Origin of the sequence: Brenneria roseae subsp. roseae (genome assembly GCF_003115845.1) — a bacterium.
GTDB lineage: Bacteria > Pseudomonadota > Gammaproteobacteria > Enterobacterales > Enterobacteriaceae > Brenneria > Brenneria roseae.
This window is the reverse complement of sequence record NZ_KZ819028.1, coordinates 235,132-257,608: the sequence shown is the minus strand read 5'-3', so window position 1 is coordinate 257,608 and position 22,477 is coordinate 235,132. Positions and strand designations below refer to the sequence as shown.

22 protein-coding genes are annotated in these 22,477 nt (G+C 52.1%); all 22 read left to right on the top strand.

Translation table 11 applies throughout. The features are described 5' to 3' along the window. The first annotated feature begins 9 nt into the window (after positions 1–9). The 22 genes from DDT52_RS11765 to DDT52_RS11660 all read left to right on the top strand — a co-directional run bounded on the left by DDT52_RS11765 (position 10) and on the right by DDT52_RS11660 (position 22,418). Positions 10–570, top strand: coding sequence for a COG4648 family protein (locus DDT52_RS11765; protein ID WP_210732705.1), 561 nt, complete (start codon positions 10–12; stop codon positions 568–570). Then, complete coding sequence (locus tag DDT52_RS11760) at positions 567–1,919, top strand: AMP-binding protein (protein WP_136156516.1); 1,353 nt, start codon at positions 567–569, stop codon at positions 1,917–1,919. Before DDT52_RS11765 ends, DDT52_RS11760 begins: the two co-directional genes overlap by 4 nt. After that, on the top strand, positions 1,906–2,295 hold the full coding sequence (locus DDT52_RS11755; RefSeq protein ID WP_136156515.1) for an ApeI family dehydratase: 390 nt from the start codon (positions 1,906–1,908) through the stop codon (positions 2,293–2,295). The genes DDT52_RS11760 and DDT52_RS11755 overlap by 14 nt, the downstream gene beginning before the upstream one ends. Further along, complete coding sequence (locus DDT52_RS11750; RefSeq protein ID WP_136156514.1) at positions 2,286–3,995, top strand: glycosyltransferase family 2 protein; 1,710 nt, start codon at positions 2,286–2,288, stop codon at positions 3,993–3,995. The genes DDT52_RS11755 and DDT52_RS11750 overlap by 10 nt, the downstream gene beginning before the upstream one ends. A 2-nt stretch (positions 3,996–3,997) precedes the next feature. Continuing rightward, complete coding sequence (locus DDT52_RS11745; protein ID WP_136156513.1) at positions 3,998–4,420, top strand: acyl-CoA thioesterase; 423 nt, start codon at positions 3,998–4,000, stop codon at positions 4,418–4,420. After that, entirely contained in the window at positions 4,417–5,022 is a 606-nt protein-coding gene (locus DDT52_RS11740) for a LolA family protein (RefSeq protein ID WP_136156512.1), read from the top strand. The genes DDT52_RS11745 and DDT52_RS11740 overlap by 4 nt, the downstream gene beginning before the upstream one ends. Beyond that, a complete protein-coding gene (locus DDT52_RS11735; protein WP_136156511.1) occupies positions 4,994–7,315 on the top strand; it encodes an MMPL family transporter in 2,322 nt (773 codons plus the stop codon). The genes DDT52_RS11740 and DDT52_RS11735 overlap by 29 nt, the downstream gene beginning before the upstream one ends. Further along, entirely contained in the window at positions 7,312–7,887 is a 576-nt protein-coding gene (locus tag DDT52_RS11730) for a DUF3261 domain-containing protein (protein WP_136156510.1), read from the top strand. Before DDT52_RS11735 ends, DDT52_RS11730 begins: the two co-directional genes overlap by 4 nt. 1 nt (position 7,888) lies before the next feature. After that, positions 7,889–9,046 (top strand): beta-ketoacyl-[acyl-carrier-protein] synthase family protein, encoded by a 1,158-nt coding sequence (locus tag DDT52_RS11725; RefSeq protein WP_136156509.1) that lies wholly within the window; start codon positions 7,889–7,891, stop codon positions 9,044–9,046. Continuing rightward, positions 9,039–9,563, top strand: coding sequence for a hotdog family protein (locus tag DDT52_RS11720; protein WP_136156508.1), 525 nt, complete (start codon positions 9,039–9,041; stop codon positions 9,561–9,563). Before DDT52_RS11725 ends, DDT52_RS11720 begins: the two co-directional genes overlap by 8 nt. After that, the gene (locus DDT52_RS11715; protein ID WP_136156507.1) at positions 9,560–10,291 is read left to right on the top strand and encodes a 3-ketoacyl-ACP reductase FabG2; all 732 of its coding nucleotides are present in this window, start codon (positions 9,560–9,562) and stop codon (positions 10,289–10,291) included. The genes DDT52_RS11720 and DDT52_RS11715 overlap by 4 nt, the downstream gene beginning before the upstream one ends. Beyond that, on the top strand, positions 10,291–11,517 hold the full coding sequence (locus DDT52_RS11710; RefSeq protein WP_136156561.1) for a beta-ketoacyl-ACP synthase: 1,227 nt from the start codon (positions 10,291–10,293) through the stop codon (positions 11,515–11,517). Before DDT52_RS11715 ends, DDT52_RS11710 begins: the two co-directional genes overlap by 1 nt. 221 nt (positions 11,518–11,738) lie before the next feature. Beyond that, positions 11,739–12,779 carry a phosphate ABC transporter substrate-binding protein PstS gene (gene pstS / locus DDT52_RS11705; protein WP_136156506.1) on the top strand — a complete coding sequence of 347 codons (1,041 nt, stop codon included), beginning with the start codon at positions 11,739–11,741 and terminating at the stop codon, positions 12,777–12,779. Positions 12,780–12,926: 147 nt separating this feature from the next. Further along, positions 12,927–13,886 (top strand): phosphate ABC transporter permease PstC, encoded by a 960-nt coding sequence (pstC, locus tag DDT52_RS11700; RefSeq protein ID WP_136156505.1) that lies wholly within the window; start codon positions 12,927–12,929, stop codon positions 13,884–13,886. Next, positions 13,886–14,773, top strand: coding sequence for a phosphate ABC transporter permease PstA (pstA, locus tag DDT52_RS11695; protein WP_136156504.1), 888 nt, complete (start codon positions 13,886–13,888; stop codon positions 14,771–14,773). Before pstC ends, pstA begins: the two co-directional genes overlap by 1 nt. 51 nt (positions 14,774–14,824) lie before the next feature. Beyond that, entirely contained in the window at positions 14,825–15,601 is a 777-nt protein-coding gene (gene pstB / locus DDT52_RS11690) for a phosphate ABC transporter ATP-binding protein PstB (protein ID WP_109054465.1), read from the top strand. Positions 15,602–15,613: 12 nt separating this feature from the next. Then, positions 15,614–16,360, top strand: coding sequence for a phosphate signaling complex protein PhoU (gene phoU, locus DDT52_RS11685; protein WP_136156503.1), 747 nt, complete (start codon positions 15,614–15,616; stop codon positions 16,358–16,360). A 704-nt stretch (positions 16,361–17,064) separates the two neighbouring features. Continuing rightward, a complete protein-coding gene (locus DDT52_RS11680; RefSeq protein WP_247595518.1) occupies positions 17,065–18,597 on the top strand; it encodes an ABC transporter substrate-binding protein in 1,533 nt (510 codons plus the stop codon). Between the two features lie 74 nt (positions 18,598–18,671). Further along, complete coding sequence (locus DDT52_RS11675) at positions 18,672–19,589, top strand: ABC transporter permease (RefSeq protein ID WP_136156501.1); 918 nt, start codon at positions 18,672–18,674, stop codon at positions 19,587–19,589. 9 nt (positions 19,590–19,598) lie between these two features. Beyond that, entirely contained in the window at positions 19,599–20,531 is a 933-nt protein-coding gene (locus tag DDT52_RS11670; protein ID WP_136156500.1) for an ABC transporter permease, read from the top strand. 10 nt (positions 20,532–20,541) lie between these two features. Further along, positions 20,542–21,531 (top strand): ABC transporter ATP-binding protein, encoded by a 990-nt coding sequence (locus tag DDT52_RS11665; protein ID WP_136156499.1) that lies wholly within the window; start codon positions 20,542–20,544, stop codon positions 21,529–21,531. After that, positions 21,528–22,418, top strand: coding sequence for an ATP-binding cassette domain-containing protein (locus DDT52_RS11660; protein WP_210732704.1), 891 nt, complete (start codon positions 21,528–21,530; stop codon positions 22,416–22,418). The genes DDT52_RS11665 and DDT52_RS11660 overlap by 4 nt, the downstream gene beginning before the upstream one ends. Positions 22,419–22,477: the final 59 nt, after the last annotated feature.

Sequence of the window (22,477 nt, the reverse complement as noted above, 5' to 3'; positions counted from 1 at the left end):
AGCAACGTGATGCGCATGTTGATAAGCAGTCTGAATGTGCTGGTGATGCTCACCTGGCCTTTTCTGGTCTGGTTTAGCATCACCCACCCGGATCGCCGTTGGTTGCTTCTCACGCTGGTACTGATGTTTGTTCTGCGTTTCGCTACCCTGCGCGGTGAGAGAAACTTATTCAAAGGGACGGCTTTGCTACTGGCTGTGACGGGCGCAGCGCTTTCCGTCGCTAGTTTTTTATTGCGCGAAGATCATTGGTTACTGTGGTATCCCGTTGTGGTAAATGGCGTCATGCTGCTGCTGTTTGGTTGCTCGCTTTACAGCGGTATGCCGCTGGTGGAACGCCTTGCCCGCCTTCGTGAACCGGATCTTCCAATTCAGGCGATAGCCTATACGCGTTGCGTGACGCAAATCTGGTGCCTGTTTTTCATTTTTAACGGCAGCGTTGCCGTGCTGACCTGTCTTGTCGGCGATATTCATTGGTGGACGTTATGGAATGGCATAATCAGCTATGTGCTGATGGGGCTGTTGATGGGGGGCGAATGGTTGATACGCCAGCGTTTAAGAACACACGCATGAACCGTGTCGATGTCCGTGGTATCAATGACTGGTTGACGGATAATGACGATCCGCAGCGCATTGTCGCCAGTAATGGCGTAAGTATGTTTACGCTGGACATGCTGAAACAGCAGGTTGCTGCCCTTTGTCGGCAGCTACTTGAGCGTCGTGAGCGACGTTGGGCGTTGTGCTTTGAAGATAGCTACCGTTTTATGATCGGACTTCTCGCCGCTCTGCATGCCGGAAAGGTTCCGGTGGTGCCGGGACATTGCCGTCAATCTGTATTACAAGAACAGGCGGATGAGTTTGACGGCCTGTTGACCGATGTACCGCTGAGTCTCGATTGTCCGCGATTTACCCTCACGGAAAGCGCTGAAGGTGCGTATAGCGAGTTACCCGCCATACCGGATGATGCTGTTATCGTGCTGTTTACGTCAGGCTCGACCGGTAAACCGCGTCAGGTTATCAAACCGGTACGCTGCCTGGATGAGGAATCGAACTGGCTGGCTAATCTCTGGGCTTCTCACCTGCAAGACTGTGATGTTATCGCCTCTGTTACTCATCAGCACTTGTATGGGCTTACCTTCCGTATCTGGCTACCAATGGCGCTGGGCCTATGTTTCGACAGCCGTCAGTTGCTTTATACCGAGCAACTCACTGCTCAGAATCGGCAACGGCGTTACGTGTTTATCAGCAGTCCGGCCTTTTTGCGGCGAATAGATCATGCGCTTGTGGCACCAACGTGTCAGTTGATTGTTTCTGCGGGTGGGACATTGCCTTGGACAAATGCCATTGCTGCAATGAATTGGTTTACTCAACCGATCAATGAAATTTATGGCAGCACGGAAACGGGTGTGCTTGCCTGGCGTTCTCGGGAATCAGAAGACACGCCCTGGCAGTTATTCTCTGGCGTGTCGTTGCTGCATGACGAACAAGATAACTGGTGGGCCAGGTCGGCGCTTATCCCATATCCACAAGGACACAAATTGGATGACCGGTTGGCGTTTGACGATGCAGGAAATTTTCAGCTGTGCGGCCGACACGATCGTATCGTGAAAATAGAAGATAAACGCATCTCCCTGAGTGAGATTGAGCGGCGCTTACTTGAACTTCCCGAAATTGCTGATGTGGTCGCGCTACAGGTGACGCGTCCGGAACGTAGCGGTATTGGCGTGGTTCTGGTGCTGGTCTCACCGGACATGATCGCTGATTTGCCACGCTTAAAGCGTCAATGGCGGCATGAGTTGCACAAATGGCTGGAACCTTTGGCTATGCCGCGTTTCTGGCGTGTCGTTGATGTCATTCCCCATAATAGCCAGAGTAAACGCGCCTGGCCGCAGATACAGGAACTGTTTCATGCTACCCGTTGAGCTTGCCCGGAGCGGTGTAAAAAACACAGGTGAAGAATCTCAGGTAGAGCTAACACTGCGGGTGGCTCCCGATCTGTTCTGGTTCAAGGGCCATTTCTCTGATCAGCCTTTATTGCCGGGGATCGCGCAGTTGGATTGGGTGATGCATTACGCTGTTATGCTATTGGCGACGGGCTGGCGGTTTTCGTCTGTTGAAAGTATCAAATTCCAGCAGCCGATTTTGCCCGAAAATACGCTGCGTCTGATGCTAACGTGGAATGCCAGCAAACAATGGTTGACCTTTAGCTACCATATTCTGGTCGAGGACGCTGAGCGAACCGCCAGTAGCGGAAAAATAAAACTCACGCCAGCTACGGAACATCGACTATGTCAGTAAACGGTGCTTTTTCCCCTTGCGTCGTGATCCCTTGCTATAACCATGGCGACATGATGTCTTCAGTGCTGGCGCGTTTGGCGGCGTTTTCTCTACCGATATTCATCGTTGATGATGGAAGCGATACGGTAACACAGCGGATACTGAATCAGCTGGCGGTGGAAAACAACTGTGTGACGTTGATTCGCCTGACTCATAACAGTGGAAAAGGCGCAGCGGTGATCCGTGGCGTTGAAGCGGCGGCACAAGCTGGATTTACTCACGCCTTACAGGTGGATGCCGATGGGCAGCACCAGATTGAAGATGTGCCGCGTTTGTTGGACGAAGCAAAGCATTACCCAGACAGCCTGATCTCCGGTCGGCCTCGCTACGATGCGTCTGTGCCCAAATCGCGCCTTTACGGGCGCTATATCACGCATGTTTGGGTCTGGATTGAAACGCTGTCCTTCTCGTTGAAGGACAGTATGTGCGGATTTCGAATCTACCCTATCGATGCCACGCTTTCTCTGACCGCCAGACAACCTATAGGCCGTCGCATGGATTTTGATACGGAAATCATGGTTCGGCTCTACTGGGCGGGGACGCCCAGCCGCTTTGTCGATACGGCGGTGATCTACCCTGAGAACGGTCTATCACATTTTGATGCTCTGCACGATAACCTGCGTATTTCCTGGATGCATACGCGATTGTTTTTCGGCATGTTGCCGCGTATCCCTTCACTGCTGATGCGGCGCCGTCAGCGGCACTGGGCTGGTATAAAGGAGCGCAAGGGCTTGCTGGGTATGCGGTTTATGCTGGCCGTATATCAATTTCTGGGACGTGGAGGGGTTACGCTATTTCTCTGGCCGGTGATCGCGTTCTACTGGCTGACTGGCAGTGCGTCACGTCGGGCGTCGCAGGAATGGCTGCGGCAAATTGGGGATTACGCGCGACGGCACGATATCGTATTACCTAAGCCGCTTAACAGTTATCACCATTTTCTACGCTTTGGTCAGGCGATGTTGGATAAAATCGCCAGCTGGCGCGGGGATTTGCAGTGGGGGCGCGATATTGACTTTGCGCCTGGCTCTAGAGAAGTCATTGAGCAGGGGAAGCAAAAAGGGCAGCTGATTCTGGCATCGCATCTTGGTGACATCGAGGTTTGTCGGGCACTGGCGCAGCAGGTGAGCGGAATGGTGATTAATGCGTTGGTGTTCACCGGGAATTCTCGGCGTTTCAAGCAGATATTAGAAGAGATCGCGCCGCAGGCGGGAGTGAATCTCATTCCTGTCAATGACATCGGTCCGGACACCGCCATGATGTTGCAACAAAAGCTGGAGGTGGGTGAGTGGGTTGCGATCGTGGGTGACCGCACCGCGGTGAATCGTCAGCGTGGCGGAGTGCGCCGGGTGATCTGGAGCCTATTCCTGGGACGCTCAGCGCCTTTCCCTCAGGGCCCTTTTGTACTGGCTGCGGCGCTGAGATGCCCGGTAATGCTGATGTTTGTGATACGCGAGCGCGAAAAGCTGCGCGTTTATTGCGAGCCGTTTGCCGATCCTCTTGCCTTACCGCGTGCGACCCGTCAGCAGGCATTGCAGCAGGAGGTTGATCGTTATGCCGAACGGCTGGCCCACTATGCACTGAAATCCCCCCTCGACTGGTTTAATTTTTTTGATTTCTGGAGCCTGCCTGGTGAAGAACGGCCCTCTGGGAAAAAGGAGTAACAGTGTTAAACGATCCCCGCTTAAGCCATGAGGTAGAACTAACGGTTTCTTTTCATGACTGCGATCCGATGGGCGTGGTATGGCACGGTAACTATTTTCGCTTTTTTGAAGTGGCTCGCGAGGCCCTGCTGAGCAAATTCAATTATGGCTACCGTGAGATGAAAGCGTCGGGCTATGTTTGGCCCGTGGTGGATACGCGAGTGAAGTATCGCGCAACGCTGAGCTACGAACAGCGTATCCGTGTCCGAGCTACGATCGAAGAAATTGAAAATCGTTTGCGCATCGCTTATCAGATTTTCGATGCTGAGAGCAACCAACGCACGACGACCGGTTATACGATTCAGGTAGCGGTACAGGAAGGAAGCCGCGAGCTGAGTTTTGTTTCTCCCGCCATTTTGTTTGAGCGCCTTGGAGTGACGCCATGATAAGGATGATTGCTACGGTTTTGATGTTGTTGAGTGGAGTGGTGCAGGCCGTCACGCTGGACGAACTGCAACAGAGATTCAGCAGCCAGCCGGTTGTGCGGGCTGAGTTTACCCAGTTGCGTGAAATCAAAGGAATGGCGAAACCGCTCAGATCCAGTGGACAGTTGCTGATCGCGCAGGATAAAGGATTATGGTGGCATCAGGCGACGCCATTTCCCCTGACAATGGTTCTGGACGATAAGAGAATGGTTCAGGTAATGAACGGGCAATCGCCCCAGATTGTCACCGCGGAAAACAATCCGCAGATGTTTCAATTCAATCATTTGTTGCGGGCCTTGTTTCAAGCGGATCGCCGCGTTTTGGAGCAGAACTTTGCGATCGATTTTACCGAGCGGGGAAATCAGCAGTGGCGGTTGGTGCTAACGCCGAAGACATCACCGTTGGATAAGCTGTTCAACACCATCACGCTGAATGGCGGTGAGTTTCTTGACGGTATCGACCTCGACGATCGTCAGGGAGATATGACCAGAATTACCCTTAGTAATCAACAGCTCACCCCCAGGATATTAAGTGATGATGAGCAGCAGCGTTTCGTTTTCTAACTACGTGCGTCGTGCAGCCTTTATCTGGATGGGTTGTTGTATCGCGATGATGGTGACGTTGGTATTGCTGCTGCCGAAGGCGCAGATTAACAGCAGCGTGTTGGCTCTGCTGCCCAGGCAGTCGATGGGGGCTATACCTCCTGAATTACAGCAAGGTTTCATGCAGCGTCTCGATCGGCAGATGGTGTGGTTGGTCACGTCGGGCAAGCAGGAGAACCCGGCCGTGGCTGATTGGTGGTTGAAACAATTACAAGCGCTTCCTGATTTGTATGATGTCAAAGGCCCCATTGATGCTGAGCAGCAACAGCGGTGGGGAAAATTTGTTTTTGAACACCGCAATGGACTGATCGATCCCGCCACGCGCGCGCGTATGGAAAACGGCGGTAACGCGCAGGCCGACTGGGTACTGGCGCAGCTTTACTCCGCTTTTGCCGGGGTAAGCGGCAAGGAATTGAATCATGACCCATTGATGTTGGTGCGCGGTTCCCAGTTGGCGTTGCAGCAAAATGCCAGTCAACTGGGACTATCACAAGGCTGGCTGACGGCGAAAGATACGCAGGGTCGAACCTGGTATTTCCTGCACGGCGAGCTGAATGGGAGCTCATTCGACATGGCTCGCAATCAGCAGCTTATCGATAAACTCGATGCGTTAAAGGTGTCGCTCAACGCGCAATTTCCCAATGCCGAGGTGTTGACGCGCGGAACAGTGCTGTTCAGTAATTATGCCAGCCAGCAGGCAAAGCAGGATATATCCACCCTCGGCGTAGCAACCGTAGCGGGTGTGCTGCTGCTTATTTTTTCAGTGTTCCGTTCTTTTCGACCGCTGTTGCTGTGTACGCTGTCTGTAGGGATAGGTGCATTGGCGGGGACGATCTTTACGCTACTGGTATTTGGTGAACTGCATCTGATGACGCTGGTCATGAGTATCAGTATTGTGGGTATTTCGGCGGATTACACGCTTTACTACCTGACCGAGCGTATGGTGCATGGTGGTTCTGTCTCCGCATTGGAAAGCCTTAAAAAAGTGCTGCCTGCGCTTCTTCTTGCGCTGGGGACGGCAGTCGTAGCCTATCTGATGATGGCGCTGGCGCCATTCCCCGGTCTACAGCAATTGTCGGTATTTGCCGCGACAGGGCTAACGGCCTCGTGCCTGACGGTGGTGTGCTGGTATCCTTTTCTGGTTAAGGGATTACCGGTGAGGCCCGTTCCCGCCATAGTGTTGATGGGGTGCTGGTTGGCTGCATGGCGACGTCAGCGCAGCGTCCGTCTTGGGATTCCACTGGTATTATTGGCGCTTTCCGTTGCAGGATTGCTGCGGCTGGAAGTGAATGATGATATTTCACAGTTGCAGGCGCTGCCGCAGGCTCTCCTGCAACAGGAGCGCCAGATCACGTCGTTGACGGGGCAGAGTGCCGATCAAACCTGGTTTGTTGTCTATGGCGATAGTGCTGAGGAAACGTTACAGCGATTGGAGAAGCTTGCTCCCAAATTGCATGATGCGCAGCAACGGGCATGGTTAACCACCTATCGTCTGTTACCGCTCTCGTCGTTGGCGCAGCAGCAGCGCGATGTACAGCTTATTTCTTCGGCAGCGCCCACGGTGATTGGTCGTCTTAATGAGGCGGGTGCGGAGGTTGCGTTGCCAAATACTCAAGCGATGTCAGTGACGCCTGAAATCTGGCTGAATAGCCCGATAAGCGAAGGATGGAGACTTCTGTGGCTGACGCTCCCGGCAGGACAGAGCGGTGTTTTGATACCGGTAAGCGGTGTCAGGAATAGCGCTGAGCTGGCGCGGTTGGCAAAAACATTACCCGGCGTTGAATGGGTTGATCGAAAAAACACATTCGACGAACTGTTCGGTTTTTATCGCGTCATGCTGGGTTGGTTGTTGGCAGCGGCGCTGGTGGTGATTGCACTTAGTTACGTCATACGCATGGGGTTCCGCCGCGGGCTGCTGAGCGTGGTGCCTTCCGTGTTATCCCTGGGGGGAGGACTGTCGATACTGGCGCTGAGTGGTCATTCACTGAATTTATTCTCACTGTTAGCCTTGGTCTTGGTATTGGGTATCGGCATTAACTACACGCTATTTTTCAGTAATCCGCGTGGAACGCCGATGACCTCGTTGCTGGCCGTTACGTTGGCCATGTGTGTGGCGCTGTTGACGCTCGGCATGTTGGTTTTTAGCAGTACGCAGGCGATCAGTAGCTTTGGTATTGTGCTGTGCAGCGGTATTTTTATCGCCTTTTTGCTGGCACCGCTGGCGTTGCCTGATTCAAAAGGGAAAAGAAAATGAAATACTTGCGACACGGCATTTTGTTTGTCTGCGTGCTGTTATTGAGCAGTTGTGCCAGCAAAAACCAGGATAACAATCTTCCGCAGGCATGGCTTAAGCCAGGAGTGAAAGTTACGCTGCCGGCACCGGGTATTTCGCCGTCTGTCAGTGAGCAGCAATTGTTGACGGGCACATTTAAAGGAAAGCAGCAGTCGCTGCTGGTGATGTTGAGCGCTGATGATAAGCAGCTTTCGCTTGTCGGGTTGTCTTCGATTGGTATCCGGCTGTTTCTTGTCACTTATGACGCCGAGGGTATTCATACCGAGCAGTCGATTGTCTTACCGCAGTTGCCGCCGGCCAGTCAGGTGCTGGCGGATATCATGCTAAGTCACTGGCCCATTGCCGTGTGGCAGGAACGACTACCCGCAGGTTGGACGTTGCGGGATAACGATGACAAAAGACAACTGCGCGATAACAGCGGTAGTCTGATTACTGAAATCCGTTATATGACCCGTAATCATCAGCGGGTTCCTATTAGTGTTCAGCAATTTTCATTTGGTTACCACATCGTTATTCAACATCTGGATGACTAGCATGATTTACATTAACGCCGTTGGGGCGCTTAACGCATTAGGTAATAATCTGGACGAGATGGCAGGTAATCTTGCCTGCTGCACATCGCCAGGTATGCGTCCTGACAATGGATGGCTGCTGCATGATAAGCCGTGTTGGACAGGTAATGTCGATGCCGTGCTGCCCGACATACCCGTTGAACTGACGGAGCATAATAGCCGTAATAACCGGTTGCTTCTGGCCGCGTTGCAACAGATTCAACCTCAGGTGGATGCAGCTATCGCCACGTTTGGTGCTGAACGGGTTGCGGTCATCCTCGGAACCAGTACCTCCGGTTTGGACGAAGCCGATCGCTATGTCAGTTATGCGTTGTCCACCTATTCTTATGCGCAGCAGGAACTTGGCGATCCTTCTCGTTTTCTTGCTACCTACCTGGGATTGAATGGGCCAGCCTATACGATTTCTACCGCCTGTTCCTCCAGCGCCAGAGCGCTGATTAGCGGAAAAAGATTGATTGATGCCGGGTTGGTGGATGCGGCAATCGTTGGCGGCGCGGATACGCTAAGCCGAATGCCGCTCAATGGCTTCGACAGTCTGGAGTCTCTCTCGCCGACGCGTTGTCTGCCATTCAGCGAACAGCGCAATGGCATCACAATTGGCGAAGGGGCGGCGCTTATGTTGATAAGCGCTCAGTCTGATGGTGTAGCGGTATTAGGTATCGGCGAATCCTCCGATGCGTATCATATGTCGGCGCCTCATCCTGAAGGGGAAGGCGCTGTCCGCGCGATTAGCATGGCATTAAAACATGCAGGGCTCCAGCCTGAAGATATTGGCTATATTAACTTGCACGGCACGGCTACGCGCCTGAACGATCAGATTGAAGCAAAAGTGATTCACGCTATTTTTGGTGAGCGGGTTCCTTGTAGCTCGACCAAATATCTTACCGGTCATACGCTTGGCGCGGCGGGGATTTGTGAAGCGGTTATCTGCTGGCTGTTGCTGACGCGTGATATGCCTTTACCGCCGCAGGATTTTTTACACAGTGTCAGAGATGCGTCGTTACCCTCCTGTGGTTTGCTCAACGAACCGGGTCATCTGTCTCGTCCGGTAATATTGTCTAACTCCTTTGCTTTCGGCGGTAATAATGCCTGTCTGATTTTGGGGAAGGTTAATGACTGATTATTTTACGACGGACCGTTTATCTGCGACGGACTATCAGCCAGCCGAGAGTTATCTACCCCACGAACACCCGATGGTGCTGGTGGATGAAGTGATCCACGTTGATGATGAACACGCCCATTGTCGGGTGATGGTTAAAAGCGACAGTATTTTGGCCCCGTTTCTGGATGAGAAAGGGCATTTGCCCGCCTGGTTCGGTATTGAAATCATTGCCCAAACCATCGGGGTATGGTCTGGCTGGCATCGCCGACGGCAAGGTGATCATCAAAATCATGATAAAAAACCACGGCCTGGCATGTTGCTGGGCGGTCGCGGCTACCGCTGTAAGCAGGATGTTTTTCCAGAAGGTTCGCGGCTTGATATCTATGTGACACTGCTGATGCGTGATGAAAAGATTGGTAGTTTTGACGGTGAAATCGTGATTGATGGTGAAAAGTATGCCACGGGCCGACTGAATACCTATCAGCCTGATGACAGTGAATTACAGCAACTTTTAGAACAGGGAAAACAGCAATGACGCGTTCCGTGTTAGTCACCGGTGCCAGTAAAGGTATTGGTCGAGCCATTGCATTGCGTCTGGCGGCAGATGGTTTTACGATCGTGGTGCATTATCACCGCGACAAGAAAGGCGCAGAAGAAACCTTAAATAAGATTGTTGATAATCGCGGAACAGGGCGAATTGTCGGGTTCGATATCGCCGACCGTGAAGCATGTCGCGCCGTTATCGAACAGGATATCGGGATGTACGGAGCCTATTATGGGGTGGTCAGTAATGCCGGAATTACCTGTGACGGGGCATTTCCTGCATTGGACGATAATGCCTGGGATAGCGTGATTCACACCAATCTCGATAGCTTCTATAACGTGATTCATCCTTGCGTGATGCCGATGATTGGCCTGCGTAAAGGGGGACGTATCATCACCTTGTCTTCCGTTTCCGGGATCATGGGGAATCGTGGACAGGTCAACTATAGTGCGGCAAAAGCCGGTATTATCGGTGCATCCAAGGCGTTGGCTATCGAGCTGGCAAAGCGGAAAATTACCGTCAACTGTATTGCTCCCGGATTGATTGATACTGGCATGATCCAAATGGAACCGATGGCCGTCGAAGAGGCGATGAAAATAATCCCGATGAAACGCATGGGACAGGCGGATGAAGTTGCGGGATTGGCGAGTTATCTCATGTCGGATATCGCGGGATACGTGACGCGTCAGGTGATTTCTATTAATGGAGGGATGCTGTGATGCGTCGTGTGGTCGTAACGGGAATGGGCGGCGTGACCGCGTTTGGTGAATCCTGGGAAAGCGTGTCTAACCGTCTTCGTGAGAGGCGAAATGCTATACGTAAGATGCCTGAGTGGCGGGTGTATGACGGACTAAATACGCAACTGGGTTCGCCGATTGATGATTTTACTCTGCCGGAACATTACACCCGGAAACGTATTCGATCTATGGGGCGAGTGTCGCTAATGGCGACGCGCGCGACCGAACTTGCGCTGGAGCAGGCCGGATTGCTGGGGCATCCGGTATTAACCAATGGAGAAACGGGTATCGCCTACGGCTCCTCAACGGGCAGCACCGGCCCTGTCAGCGAGTTCGCCACTATGCTGACTGAAAAGCATACCAATAACATTACCGGCACAACTTATGTTCAGATGATGTCGCACACTACGGCAGTGAATGCGGGATTGTTTTTCGGACTGCGCGGCCGTGTTATTCCCACATCCAGCGCCTGTACCTCTGGTAGTCAGGCGATTGGCTATGCCTGGGAAGCGATTCGCCACGGCTACCAGACCGTAATGGTGGCAGGTGGAGCGGAAGAGTTGTGCCCATCGGAAGCGGCGGTGTTTGATACGCTGTTTGCCACCAGCCAACGTAATGATGCCCCGGAAACCACGCCGTCGCCTTTTGATGCTAACCGCGATGGACTGGTGATTGGTGAAGGAGCAGGAACGTTGGTGCTAGAAGAACTGGAACATGCTCTGGCGCGTGGCGCGACCATCTATGCCGAGTTGGTTGGTTTTTATACTAACTGTGATGCGGCACATATTACTCAGCCACAGCGGGAAACAATGCAGATTTGTATAGAAGGTTCACTGCGCAGCGCGGGATTGCAAGCCAGCGACATTGGTTATATTAATGCTCATGGAACAGCAACCGATCGTGGCGATATCGCTGAAAGTCAGGCAACGGCCGCCGTTTTCGGTAAATCGACGCCCATCTCTTCGTTGAAAAGCTACTTTGGCCATACGCTGGGCGCTTGCGGTGCGCTGGAGGCCTGGATGAGTATTGAGATGATGCGTGAAGGCTGGTTTGCGCCAACGCTTAATCTACAGCAACCGGCGGAAGATTGCGGTGAATTGGATTACATCATGGGTGAGTTGCGCCATATTGATACTAATTACATACAGTCCAATAACTTCGCTTTTGGCGGTATCAATACATCGCTGATTTTCAGTCGTTGGCAATAAATGGTAATAACCAGGTTCACTGGTTGTAACGTCTTTCCCCAGCCGGGTTCCGACTCTGGCTGGTTTTATCCGAATTCTGCCGATTTCTATTTCCTTGTCATAAAACCGTCACATTAAGTACATTTTACTGTCACTGAATTGTCCTATTTTTCCTCCTGCAAACTACACTCTGATTAATAACGACTCTGGGTCTACACTTCCAGTATCCCACAGGAGGGATTATGAAACTGATGCGTACCACAATTGCCAGTATCGTTGCGGCAAGTTTTTCACTGACAGCGGTATCCGCTTTTGCTGCTGCCAACCTCACCGGCGCTGGTGCGACATTTCCTGCGCCAGTTTACGCTAAATGGGCTGACACCTATCAAAAGGAAACTGGTAATAAAGTTAACTATCAAGGGATTGGCTCTTCAGGTGGTGTAAAACAAATTATTGCCAAAACCGTAGATTTCGGTGCATCTGATGCTCCGCTGACTGACGACAAATTAGCTCAGGACGGTTTGTTCCAGTTCCCTACCGTTATCGGTGGTGTGGTGCTGGCAGTAAACATTCCGGGTATCAAATCTGGCGATTTAACGCTGGACGGCAAAACGCTGGGTGATATTTACCTGGGCAAAATCAAAAAATGGAACGATCCTGCTATTACGGCATTGAATCCGAATGCCAAACTACCGGATCAGGATATCGCTGTCGTTCGTCGTGCGGACGGTTCCGGTACATCTTTCGTGTTCACCAGCTATCTGGCGAAAGTTAACCCTGAATGGAAAGAGAAGATTGGCGCGGGTTCTACCGTAAACTGGCCGACTGGTCTGGGTGGCAAGGGCAACGATGGTATCGCGGCGTTCGTGCAGCGTCTGCCGGGGTCCATTGGTTATGTGGAATACGCTTACGCCAAGCAAAATAACCTGGCTTACACCAAACTGGTTTCCGCAGACGGCGACGTTGTCAGCCCGACCGGCGCCAGCTTCAGTAATGCCGCTAAAGGCGTGGATTGGAGCAAATCTTTTGCTCAGGATCTGACGAACCAGAAAGGCGCGGATGCCTGGCCAATCACTTCTACCACTTTTATCCTGGTACAAACGGCACAGGAAAAACCGGAGCAAGGGACTGAAGTGCTGAAGTTCTTCGACTGGGCTTATAATAAAGGTGGCGAGCAAGCCACGGCGCTGGATTATGCCACGCTGCCTAACGAAGTCGTTGAGCAAATTCGTGCCGCATGGAAAACGCAGGTAAAAGACAGCAGCGGTAAAGCATTATATTAAAATTATTTCTTCGATATTCTTTGCGCTGGATTGCAAGGACGTTCGCTGAAAGGTTAAAGGTTGTATCAGGGCGGGAAGGTGGCATAACCTCTCCGCCTTAAGCAGCTTCTGTGCTATCAAATGCAGTTAAATCGAGAAGAGAGACGCATGGCTGAGTATAAGCCAACTATCAAAGCCCCTGGAAAACACGGCGATATCATTTTTGGCGCGCTGGTAAAATTGGCTGCGTTGATAACGCTGTTGTTGTTAGGGGGCATTATTGTTTCCCTGATTGTGGCGTCCTGGCCCAGCATTGAAAAGTTTGGTTTTGCTTTTCTGTGGACGAAGGAGTGGGATGCGCCTGCCGAACAATTCGGGGCTCTGGTGCCGATCTACGGCACAATTGTTACCTCACTAATTGCTCTGATTATTGCGATCCCCATTAGCTTCGGGATCGCACTGTTTCTGACCGAACTGGCGCCCAACTGGCTGAAGCGTCCTCTGGGCGTTGCCATTGAGTTGCTGGCCGCCATCCCGAGTATTGTTTACGGCATGTGGGGCTTGTTCATTTTCGCTCCGTTGTTTGCCAGATATTTCCAGCAGCCGTTGGGTAATGTGCTGTCGGGTATTCCGATTTTGGGAACGCTATTCTCTGGCCCGGCTTTTGGTATCGGTATTCTGGCGGCTGGCGTGATTCTGGCCATCATGATTATTCCGTATATCGCTGCGGTGATGCGTGATGTGTTTGAACAAACCCCGGTGATGATGAAAGAGTCCGCATACGGTATTGGCTGCACCACCTGGGAAGTGATTTGGCACATTGTTCTGCCTTATACCAAAAATGGCGTGATTGGCGGCATTATGCTGGGATTGGGACGCGCGTTGGGGGAAACCATGGCGGTGACCTTCATTATCGGTAATACCTACCAGTTGGATAGCGCATCGCTGTATATGCCGGGCAACAGTATTACGTCGGCATTGGCCAATGAGTTTGCTGAAGCCGAATCAGGTCTGCATACGGCGGCGCTGATGGAACTGGGTCTGATCCTGTTTGTGATTACCTTTATTGTTCTGGCGTGTTCAAAATTGATGATTATGCGTCTGACAAAAAATGAAGGAGCGCATTGATGACTGCGTTAGGCATGGAACAAGAAGCGGAGCTGGCGCGTTCACGGCTAAAAATGCAGGCCTGGCGGCGGAATAAGAACCGTATCGCGCTGTGTTTATCGATGATCACCATGGCTTTTGGTCTGTTTTGGCTGGTTTGGATCCTGTTCTCAACCATTACCAAAGGGGTTGACGGGATGTCGCTGGCGTTATTTACCGAAATGACGCCACCGCCTAATACCGCCGGTGGCGGATTGGCGAATGCTATTGTCGGAAGCGGATTGCTGATTTTGTGGGCCACGGTGATAGGGACGCCGCTTGGTATTATGGCCGGTATCTATCTGGCGGAGTATGGTCGTAAATCCTGGATTGCTGAAGTGATCCGTTTTATTAACGACATTTTGCTCTCGGCGCCGTCAATTGTGGTCGGGCTTTTCGTCTACACGCTGGTAGTGGCAAAAATGCAACATTTCTCCGGCTGGGCCGGGGTGATTGCACTGGCGCTGTTACAGATTCCGATTGTTATCCGCACCACGGAAAACATGCTCAAGCTGGTGCCGGATAGCCTGCGTGAAGCGGCCTATGCGCTGGGTACGCCGAAGTGGAAAATGATTTCTGCCATCACGTTGAAAGCCTCGGTGTCCGGCATTATGACAGGGATTTTGCTGGCGATAGCGCGTATTGCGGGGGAGACCGCACCGCTGCTGTTCACCTCGCTGTCGAATCAGTTCTGGAGTACGGATCTGATGCACCCTATCGCTAACCTGCCGGTCACCATCTTCAAATTTGCCATGAGTCCGTTTGTGGAGTGGCAACAGTTGGCCTGGGCTGGCGTGCTGCTGATCACCCTGTGTGTTCTGCTGCTTAATATTCTGGCGCGCGTTATTTTTTCTGCCAAGAAACATTAAACAAATTCAAGGCGTTGCCTGGCAGCGCCGGTGTAAAAGAGAGAAGTCTTGATGAGTATGGCGACAAAGACATCCACCAGCAAAATCCAGGTCCGTAATCTGAATTTCTATTATGGGAAATATCACGCGTTAAAAGATATTACGCTGGATATTGCCACTAATCAGGTTACGGCATTTATCGGTCCTTCCGGCTGTGGAAAGTCCACGCTGCTGCGAACCCTGAATAAAATGTATCAGCTTTACCCGGAGCAGCGCGCCGAAGGCGATATTCTGCTGGATGGCAATAACATCCTGACGGATAAGCAGGACATCGCGCTGCTGCGTGCGAAAGTCGGTATGGTTTTCCAGAAACCGACGCCGTTCCCCATGTCGATTTACGACAATATTGCGTTTGGCGTGCGGCTGTTTGAAAAACTTTCCCGTGCAGATATGGATGAACGTGTGCAGTGGGCGCTGACCAAGGCGGCATTGTGGCATGAAACCAAGGACAAGTTGCACCAGAGCGGGTACAGCTTGTCCGGTGGTCAGCAGCAGCGTTTATGTATTGCGCGTGGTATTGCGATTCGTCCGGACGTTCTGTTGCTGGACGAACCCTGCTCTGCGCTCGACCCGATCTCCACCAGCAGAATTGAAGAGCTGATTTCTGAACTGAAAACAGATTACACCGTGGTTATTGTTACCCACAACATGCAGCAGGCGGCGCGTTGCTCGGACCATACTGCGTTTATGTATCTGGGTGAACTGATTGAATTCAGCGATACTGACACCCTGTTTACTGCACCACGGCAGAAACAGACTGAAGATTACATCACCGGCCGTTACGGTTGATTAGGAAGCATTATGGATAACCTGAATCTGAACAAACATATTTCCGGTCAGTTTAATGCGGAACTGGAACATATCCGAACCCAGGTATTGACCATGGGCGGGCTGGTGGAACAACAACTGACCGATGCCATCACCGCGATGCATAATCAGGATGGGGAACTGGCTCAGCGAGTGGTGGAAGCCGACGCCAAGGTTAACATGATGGAAGTGGCCATTGATGAAGCCTGCGTGCGGATTATCGCCAAGCGCCAACCTACCGCCAGTGATTTGCGTCTGGTTATGGCGATCATCAAGACGATTTCCGAGCTGGAACGCATTGGTGATGTGGCTGATAAAATATGCCGTACCGCGCTGGAGAAATTCTCTCATCAGCACCAGCCGCTGTTGGTTAATCTGGAATCTCTGGGACGGCACACGGTGCAAATGCTGCACGATGTACTGGATGCCTTTGCCCGTATGGATCTGGATGAAGCGATTCGCATCTACCGTGAAGATAAGAAAGTCGATAAGGAATACGAGGGCATTGTACGTCAGCTGATGACTTACATGATGGAGGACTCCCGTACCATTCCAAGCGTGCTGACGGCGTTATTCTGCGCCCGCTCCATCGAGCGTATTGGCGACCGCTGTCAGAATATCTGCGAATTTATCTTCTATTTCGTTAAAGGACAGGATTTCCGCCATCTGGGTGGCGACGCACTGGAAAAGCTGTTGATTGCAAAGGATGCGAAAGACGCGAAGGACAGTGACGGCGAATAATATTATTCGCCGTTGTTTGTTCTGAAAAACGCCCGGCAATGAACTGCGCTTTAATCAGTTGGTGTCCAACTTTTGAGGTGTGGTTCATTGCCGGGCGTTTTTCTTTTTTCAGCTCTTTATGTTAGAGAAATGCGTCGGTGTAAGATAAATACATGCTATTTTGAATGAGCTTGATAAACGCATTTTTTGTGGTAGTAAAAATATTTACTCTCCATGTTTCTTCTTTCGTTAAATCCGTTTTACGGTCTAAATATAATTTATTTTTATATTTAATCGCCCCGGTATTTTTTTCAGTGCAATAACCCGGTTTTGCTTTTATATAGTGCAACATCAACATGACATGCACTATCAGCGAACCGTGAGTAAAAAAGAAAATCTTATATTAAAAATTGAGTTTTTAATTTATTGACAAGCAGTATTCAAAAATAAAGCACGTCACGCCTGCGGTTTCTTATTTTTAGAAAGGTATCGCCTAAAATCAGTAAGGATATAAACCGTCGATTGGCTTCAGTCTTGCAATGAATACATCGTGGAGACTCAACATTTACCCTTCATCTTTCTCGTTGCAGGCGTAGCGGCAGTTTGCCACCCATCCCGGTCACTGCGTTGTCTCAACGTCCGGGGGCACGATAGCTGCCTTACTGCATCTTGAAATCTATGGGGTATCGCTATTTTATTTTTTCATTGATGGTATGGAGAATAGCATGACTCGTTCCCTGGCAAGACTGATAAAGAAATATGCTTTATCCGCGTTACTGATGGGTTTCGCATCACACAGCTATGCGGGAAAACAAAACGACACGTTAGTTTATGCCTCGGATAACGAGGTAGAGAATGTTAGCCCTTATCACAATACCCTGCGTGAAGGCGTCATTCTTTCAAATTTGGTATGGGACCGTCTGATATATCGCGATCCCAAAACCGGTGAATACGAACCTCAGTTAGCGGCTGGCTGGGAATGGGATTCGCCGGAAGTATTAGTGCTTCGTTTGCGTAAAGGCATCAAGTTCCATAATGGCGATGATTTTACCGCTGATGATGTGGTTTATACCTTTAAAAATATTGCCGGCGATAATACTGGTTCGGTGATGCCGCAGAGCGTTAACTGGATAAAAGAAACCGAGAAGGTGGATGATTACACGGTAAAGCTGCATCTGACGAAACCGTTCCCGGCGGCACTGGAGTATTTGTCCGGTCCAACGCCGATTCTTCCTGCCAAATATTTCGAACAGGTCAAACTGGCGGGTTTCAGCAAAGCGCCTATCGGTACCGGCCCGTACAAAATAACCAGCGTTACGCCGGGCCAGGGTGTCACGATGGAAAAGAATCCCGACTACTTTAAAGATAGCCCGATCGGACAACCCCAAATCGGCAATCTGAAATTTGTTGTTATCCGCGATCCGGAAACCCGGCTGGCGCAGTTGATGACCGGGCAAGTTGACTGGATCTGGCGGGTGTCTGCGGATCAAATGCCCTCACTGGAAGTGATGCCAAACGTCACGGTGAAGAGCGGCGAAACCATGCGGGTGGGCTTCCTGGCGCTGAACACCAATGCCAATGGTCCCGAAGGCGCGCCGTTGAAGGATCTGCGCGTCCGTCAGGCGATTAACTACGCCATTAACCGTAAGGGAATTGTCGATAATCTGGTGCGCGGCGGCAGTCAGCCGGTTTATTCCGCCTGTTTCCATGCTCAGACAGCCTGTAATACCAGCAACGTGATTCAGTACGATTACAACCCGGAAAAGGCTAAACAGCTGTTGGCCGAAGCGGGCTATCCCGATGGTTTTGATACTGATATCTGGGCTTATCGTGAACGTGATTATGCTGAAGCGATCATCGGTGATTTACGCAAAGTCGGTATCCGCGCCCGCCTGCATTATGTGCAATATACGGTGATGTCGGCCGATCTGATTTCCGGTAAAGCGCCAATCGGAATACGTACCTGGGGATCGTACTCTATTAACGATGCTTCCGCATTTGTCACGCCTTACTTTGGCGGTCAGGGCGATGATATCTGGAAGGACGCCGAAGTCACCGGCATGTTGGAAAAAGCCGACCAAACTATCGATCCCAAACAGCGTAATGCGCAATATGCCGACTTGTTGGGTCGTATTTCTTCTCAGGCCTATCTGGCTCCCTTGTTTTCCTATTCAACAAACTATGCGTTTACCTCCGATCTGAACTTCGATAGCTGGCCGGATGAATTGCCGCGTTTTGCATTGGCCAGCTGGAAGTAACACGTTGCCGGGGAATCAATCATCGTATTGGTTCCCGGTTTCCATAGGCATCTGGCGAGAACGAGGAACCGTTCATGATTATCTACATTTTACATCGGCTTCTGGTTGCGCTGGCGGTGCTGTTTACCGTCGCAGTAGTCAGTTTCTCTCTCTTGAACCTTTCCGGCGATCTGGCGGCGGCTATAGCAGGGCCTGATGCGTCCGCTGACGTGGTTGAAAGTATCCGGGTGCAATATGGTTTGGATCAGCCGTTAACCACGCAGTTTATGCACTGGATGTGGTCGGCGTTGCATTTCGATTTCGGGCGTTCTTTCTATTTTGAAAATACGGTCATGGAGCTGATTGGCCAAAGAATGCCGGTTACGCTCAAACTGGGCGTGGTTTCCCTGCTGCTTGCGCTGGTTGTGGCAATACCGCTTGGCGTACTGGCGGCGGTGTTTCGTGATACCTGGATCGACAGATGCTCCATTTTCATTTCGGTTATCGGTCAGGCCATGCCGAACTTCTGGTTCGCCCTGATCCTGATTCTCATCTTTGCCGTTGGGCTTAAATGGGTGCCAGTGGCAGGGAACACCAGCTGGCACAACTTTGTGTTACCGGCGGTGGCATTAGGGTATTACGCAATGCCGTCGCTGATGCGTCTGACCCGCTCCGGCATGTTGGATGTGCTGGGTTCGGATTATATCCGTACCGCACGAGCAAAAGGGCTGAGCACCTTCAAGGTGATTGTGAAACACGGTCTGCGTAATGCCATCATTCCCGTGGTGGCGCTGGCCACGGTTGAACTGGGCTTTATGTTGGGCGGCTCGGTGGTGATTGAATCCATCTTCGCGCTACAGGGATTGGGGCAACTGGCGTGGGATTCCATCTCCCGTAATGATTTCCCGGTGGTGCAGGCCATCGTATTGATTATTTCAGTGTTTTATATCGGGCTGACATTTTTGGCGGATGTCCTTAATGCGGCGTTAGATCCGCGCTTACGTACCCAATAAGGAGCTTCCATGAAAACGTCATCATCACTTTCTTCAACACTGGCAGAAAAAACGCCGGTTATCGAATCGGGGTTGGCCCCGGAACCGACCCCCATGCGGCGCTGGCTGGGAACGATTTTGGGACATCACAGCATGATGCTGGGCCTGATTATTCTTGGCGTCGTTATCGTGGCGGCGATCTTCGCTCCTTTTATCAGCCCGCACGATCCCTATGCGCAGGATGTCAGCCAGCGTCTGATCCCTCCGGTATGGCATGAAAAAGGAAGCTGGGAGTATGTATTGGGAACCGACAAGCTGGGGCGCGATTACCTGAGCCGCCTGCTGTACGGCGCGCGGGTATCGATGATTATCGGGCTGGTCGCCGTGGTGGTCTCGGGATTTATCGGCGTCACGCTGGGGGTTATGGCGGGCTACTTCGGCGGCCGGGTGGATTCTGTCGTCAGCTATATCCTGACCGTTCGCCTCTCAATGCCGGTCATTCTGGTGGCGCTGGCGACAGCCGCATTGGTGGGCGGATCGGTCAAGGTGGTCATTCTGCTGCTCGGATTACTGCTGTGGGACCGTTTTCTGATTGTTTCCCGGTCGGTTACCCGCCAACTGCGCGAGGCTGAGTTTATCGCCGCGGCCAAAACGCTGGGAGCATCGTCGTTATTTATCATGCTGCGTGAGATTCTGCCCAATCTGATTGGACCGCTGACGGTGGTGGCGACGCTGGAAATTGCACACGCCATTCTGCTGGAAGCGACGCTTTCCTTCCTTGGGCTCGGGGTTCAGCCCCCGATGCCGTCCTGGGGGCTGATGATTGCGGAAGGCAAGGCTTACATGTTCTTTCAACCCTGGGTGATCCTGATTCCGGGCATTGTGTTGGCGGTCGTGGTGTTGGGGATCAATCTGGTGGGCGATGGCCTGCGGGATATTACCGCGCTGGACGGACGTAACTGAGGAAATGGCCATGAAGAATGACATTTTGCTGGATGTAAAAAACCTGCGGGTTGATTTGCCCACCTCTCGGGGGACGCTGCACGCGGTGCGGGGCATTGATTTTGCGGTAAAGCGGGGTGAAATGCTGTGTCTGGTGGGCGAATCCGGTTGCGGTAAATCCATGACCTCGCTGGCGTTGATGGACTTGCTGCCGCGCAAAGCGGTACGCACGGCCGACAGTATGCATTTCAAGGGGATGGATATGCTCTCGATGAAAAAACGCGATATCACCGCGCTGCGCGGCGATCAGATGTCGATGATTTTTCAGGAGCCGATGACGTCACTCAATCCCTCTTTCACCCTGGGTAATCAGCTCTGTGAAACCCTGATGGCGCATCGTAAGGTATCGATGGCGGAAGCCAAAGACCGGGCCGTGTATCTGATGGAGCGGGTCGGGATCCCGATGGCGGCCGCCCGGCTGAATCAGTACCCCCACCAGCTTTCCGGCGGTTTGCGGCAGCGCATCATGATTGCGATGGCGCTAATGTGCGAACCGGATCTGATTATTGCCGATGAACCCACCACCGCGCTGGACGTGACGATTCAGGCGCAGATCCTGCGGATGCTGCGTGAGCTTCAGCAGGAACTCGGTACGGCGGTGATTTTTATTACTCACGATCTGGGCGTCGTGGCGCGTATCGCCGATCGGGTGGCGGTGATGTATGCCGGACAGATTGTAGAAACCGCGCCGGTGATGGAACTGTTTACCCAGCCACAGCACCCCTATACCCGCGCGTTGCTCGACTGTATTCCCGTGCAGGGAAAAACCGTGCCGGGGCAGCCGCTGAAGGCGATTCCCGGCGTGGTGCCCAGCCTGGTTGGGGTACAAAAGGGCTGCGCATTCAGTAATCGCTGCTCTCATTGCAGCGATGCCTGTAGTCAGGAAACACCTTATGTTCAGGTGACATCCCATCATGAAGTGCGTTGCGTCCGGGCGTTGAAGAAGGCGGAGGTGGCATGAACAGTCAAGTGAATCAATATGCTGGCATCAATTGCGAGCCGATACCCGCCGTGTTGCCGACGCATATTCCGGGTAATGATGATATTGCACTGGAGCTGTGTGCGTTGACCCGGGTGTTTCGACTGAATCGCGGCCTGTTTTCCCGCGCCGGTGAAATTCGCGCGGTGGATAACGTCTCTTTGCGCGTGCGTCGGGGCGAAACGCTCGGCCTGGTGGGGGAATCAGGATGTGGAAAAAGCACGTTGGCAAAGATGCTGCTGGGGTTGCTGGAGCCAACATCCGGCAATGTGCTGATCGAAGGACGCGAAATTGACGTCAGCCAGCGCAAGGAAATGGCCTCCCGTATCCAGCCTATTTTTCAGGATCCCTATTCGTCCCTGAATCCACGGCGGACCGTTTCCGACATTGTGGAGGTGGCTCTGAACCTTCATGGGCTCGGCACGCCGGATGAAAGAAAAACGCGCGTCAAAGAGATGCTGGACGTGGTGGGCATGCCCGCCCGTACGCACAGCCAGTATCCCGGCCAGCTTTCTGGCGGTCAACGTCAGCGCGTGGCGATTGCCCGTGCGCTGATTATGCGCCCCGACATTCTGATTTGTGATGAACCGACATCCGCGCTGGATGTTTCCGTTCAGGCGCAGATCCTCAATTTGCTGCTTGAGCTCAAACAGGAGTTTGGCCTCACTTATCTGCTCATCAGCCACAACCTGTCGGTGGTGGAACATCTGGTTGATCATGTGGCGGTGATGCAGAAAGGGGCGATTGTTGAACAGGGAACGCGTGAGCAGATTTTTCACTCACCGCAGCATCCCTATACCCGATCGCTGCTGGCTTCCGTGCTGACGCCAGAGCCGGGGTTGGGTATTCCCGATATCGAACGCCATTAATTTATAAACGCGCGATACGCATACCGTTTAAAGAAAGATTGATATCCCCGGGTTTGCCT

Bases quoted from the DNA above. Each gene is read 5' to 3' on its own strand.
- pstA (WP_136156504.1), top strand. From the start codon at position 13,886: ATGACTGCGTTAGGCATGGAACAAGAAGCGGAGCTGGCGCGTTCACGG.
- DDT52_RS11665 (WP_136156499.1), top strand. From the start codon at position 20,542: ATGAAGAATGACATTTTGCTGGATGTAAAAAACCTGCGGGTTGATTTG.
- DDT52_RS11755 (WP_136156515.1), top strand. From the start codon at position 1,906: ATGCTACCCGTTGAGCTTGCCCGGAGCGGTGTAAAAAACACAGGTGAA.
- DDT52_RS11760 (WP_136156516.1), top strand. From the start codon at position 567: ATGAACCGTGTCGATGTCCGTGGTATCAATGACTGGTTGACGGATAAT.
- pstS (WP_136156506.1), top strand. From the start codon at position 11,739: ATGAAACTGATGCGTACCACAATTGCCAGTATCGTTGCGGCAAGTTTT.
- DDT52_RS11710 (WP_136156561.1), top strand. From the start codon at position 10,291: ATGCGTCGTGTGGTCGTAACGGGAATGGGCGGCGTGACCGCGTTTGGT.
- DDT52_RS11680 (WP_247595518.1), top strand. From the start codon at position 17,065: ATGACTCGTTCCCTGGCAAGACTGATAAAGAAATATGCTTTATCCGCG.
- DDT52_RS11725 (WP_136156509.1), top strand. From the start codon at position 7,889: ATGATTTACATTAACGCCGTTGGGGCGCTTAACGCATTAGGTAATAAT.
- DDT52_RS11670 (WP_136156500.1), top strand. From the start codon at position 19,599: ATGAAAACGTCATCATCACTTTCTTCAACACTGGCAGAAAAAACGCCG.
- DDT52_RS11675 (WP_136156501.1), top strand. From the start codon at position 18,672: ATGATTATCTACATTTTACATCGGCTTCTGGTTGCGCTGGCGGTGCTG.
- DDT52_RS11720 (WP_136156508.1), top strand. From the start codon at position 9,039: ATGACTGATTATTTTACGACGGACCGTTTATCTGCGACGGACTATCAG.
- phoU (WP_136156503.1), top strand. From the start codon at position 15,614: ATGGATAACCTGAATCTGAACAAACATATTTCCGGTCAGTTTAATGCG.
- pstB (WP_109054465.1), top strand. From the start codon at position 14,825: ATGAGTATGGCGACAAAGACATCCACCAGCAAAATCCAGGTCCGTAAT.
- DDT52_RS11765 (WP_210732705.1), top strand. From the start codon at position 10: ATGCGCATGTTGATAAGCAGTCTGAATGTGCTGGTGATGCTCACCTGG.
- DDT52_RS11715 (WP_136156507.1), top strand. From the start codon at position 9,560: ATGACGCGTTCCGTGTTAGTCACCGGTGCCAGTAAAGGTATTGGTCGA.
- pstC (WP_136156505.1), top strand. From the start codon at position 12,927: ATGGCTGAGTATAAGCCAACTATCAAAGCCCCTGGAAAACACGGCGAT.
- DDT52_RS11750 (WP_136156514.1), top strand. From the start codon at position 2,286: ATGTCAGTAAACGGTGCTTTTTCCCCTTGCGTCGTGATCCCTTGCTAT.
- DDT52_RS11660 (WP_210732704.1), top strand. From the start codon at position 21,528: ATGAACAGTCAAGTGAATCAATATGCTGGCATCAATTGCGAGCCGATA.
- DDT52_RS11735 (WP_136156511.1), top strand. From the start codon at position 4,994: ATGATGAGCAGCAGCGTTTCGTTTTCTAACTACGTGCGTCGTGCAGCC.
- DDT52_RS11730 (WP_136156510.1), top strand. From the start codon at position 7,312: ATGAAATACTTGCGACACGGCATTTTGTTTGTCTGCGTGCTGTTATTG.
- DDT52_RS11740 (WP_136156512.1), top strand. From the start codon at position 4,417: ATGATAAGGATGATTGCTACGGTTTTGATGTTGTTGAGTGGAGTGGTG.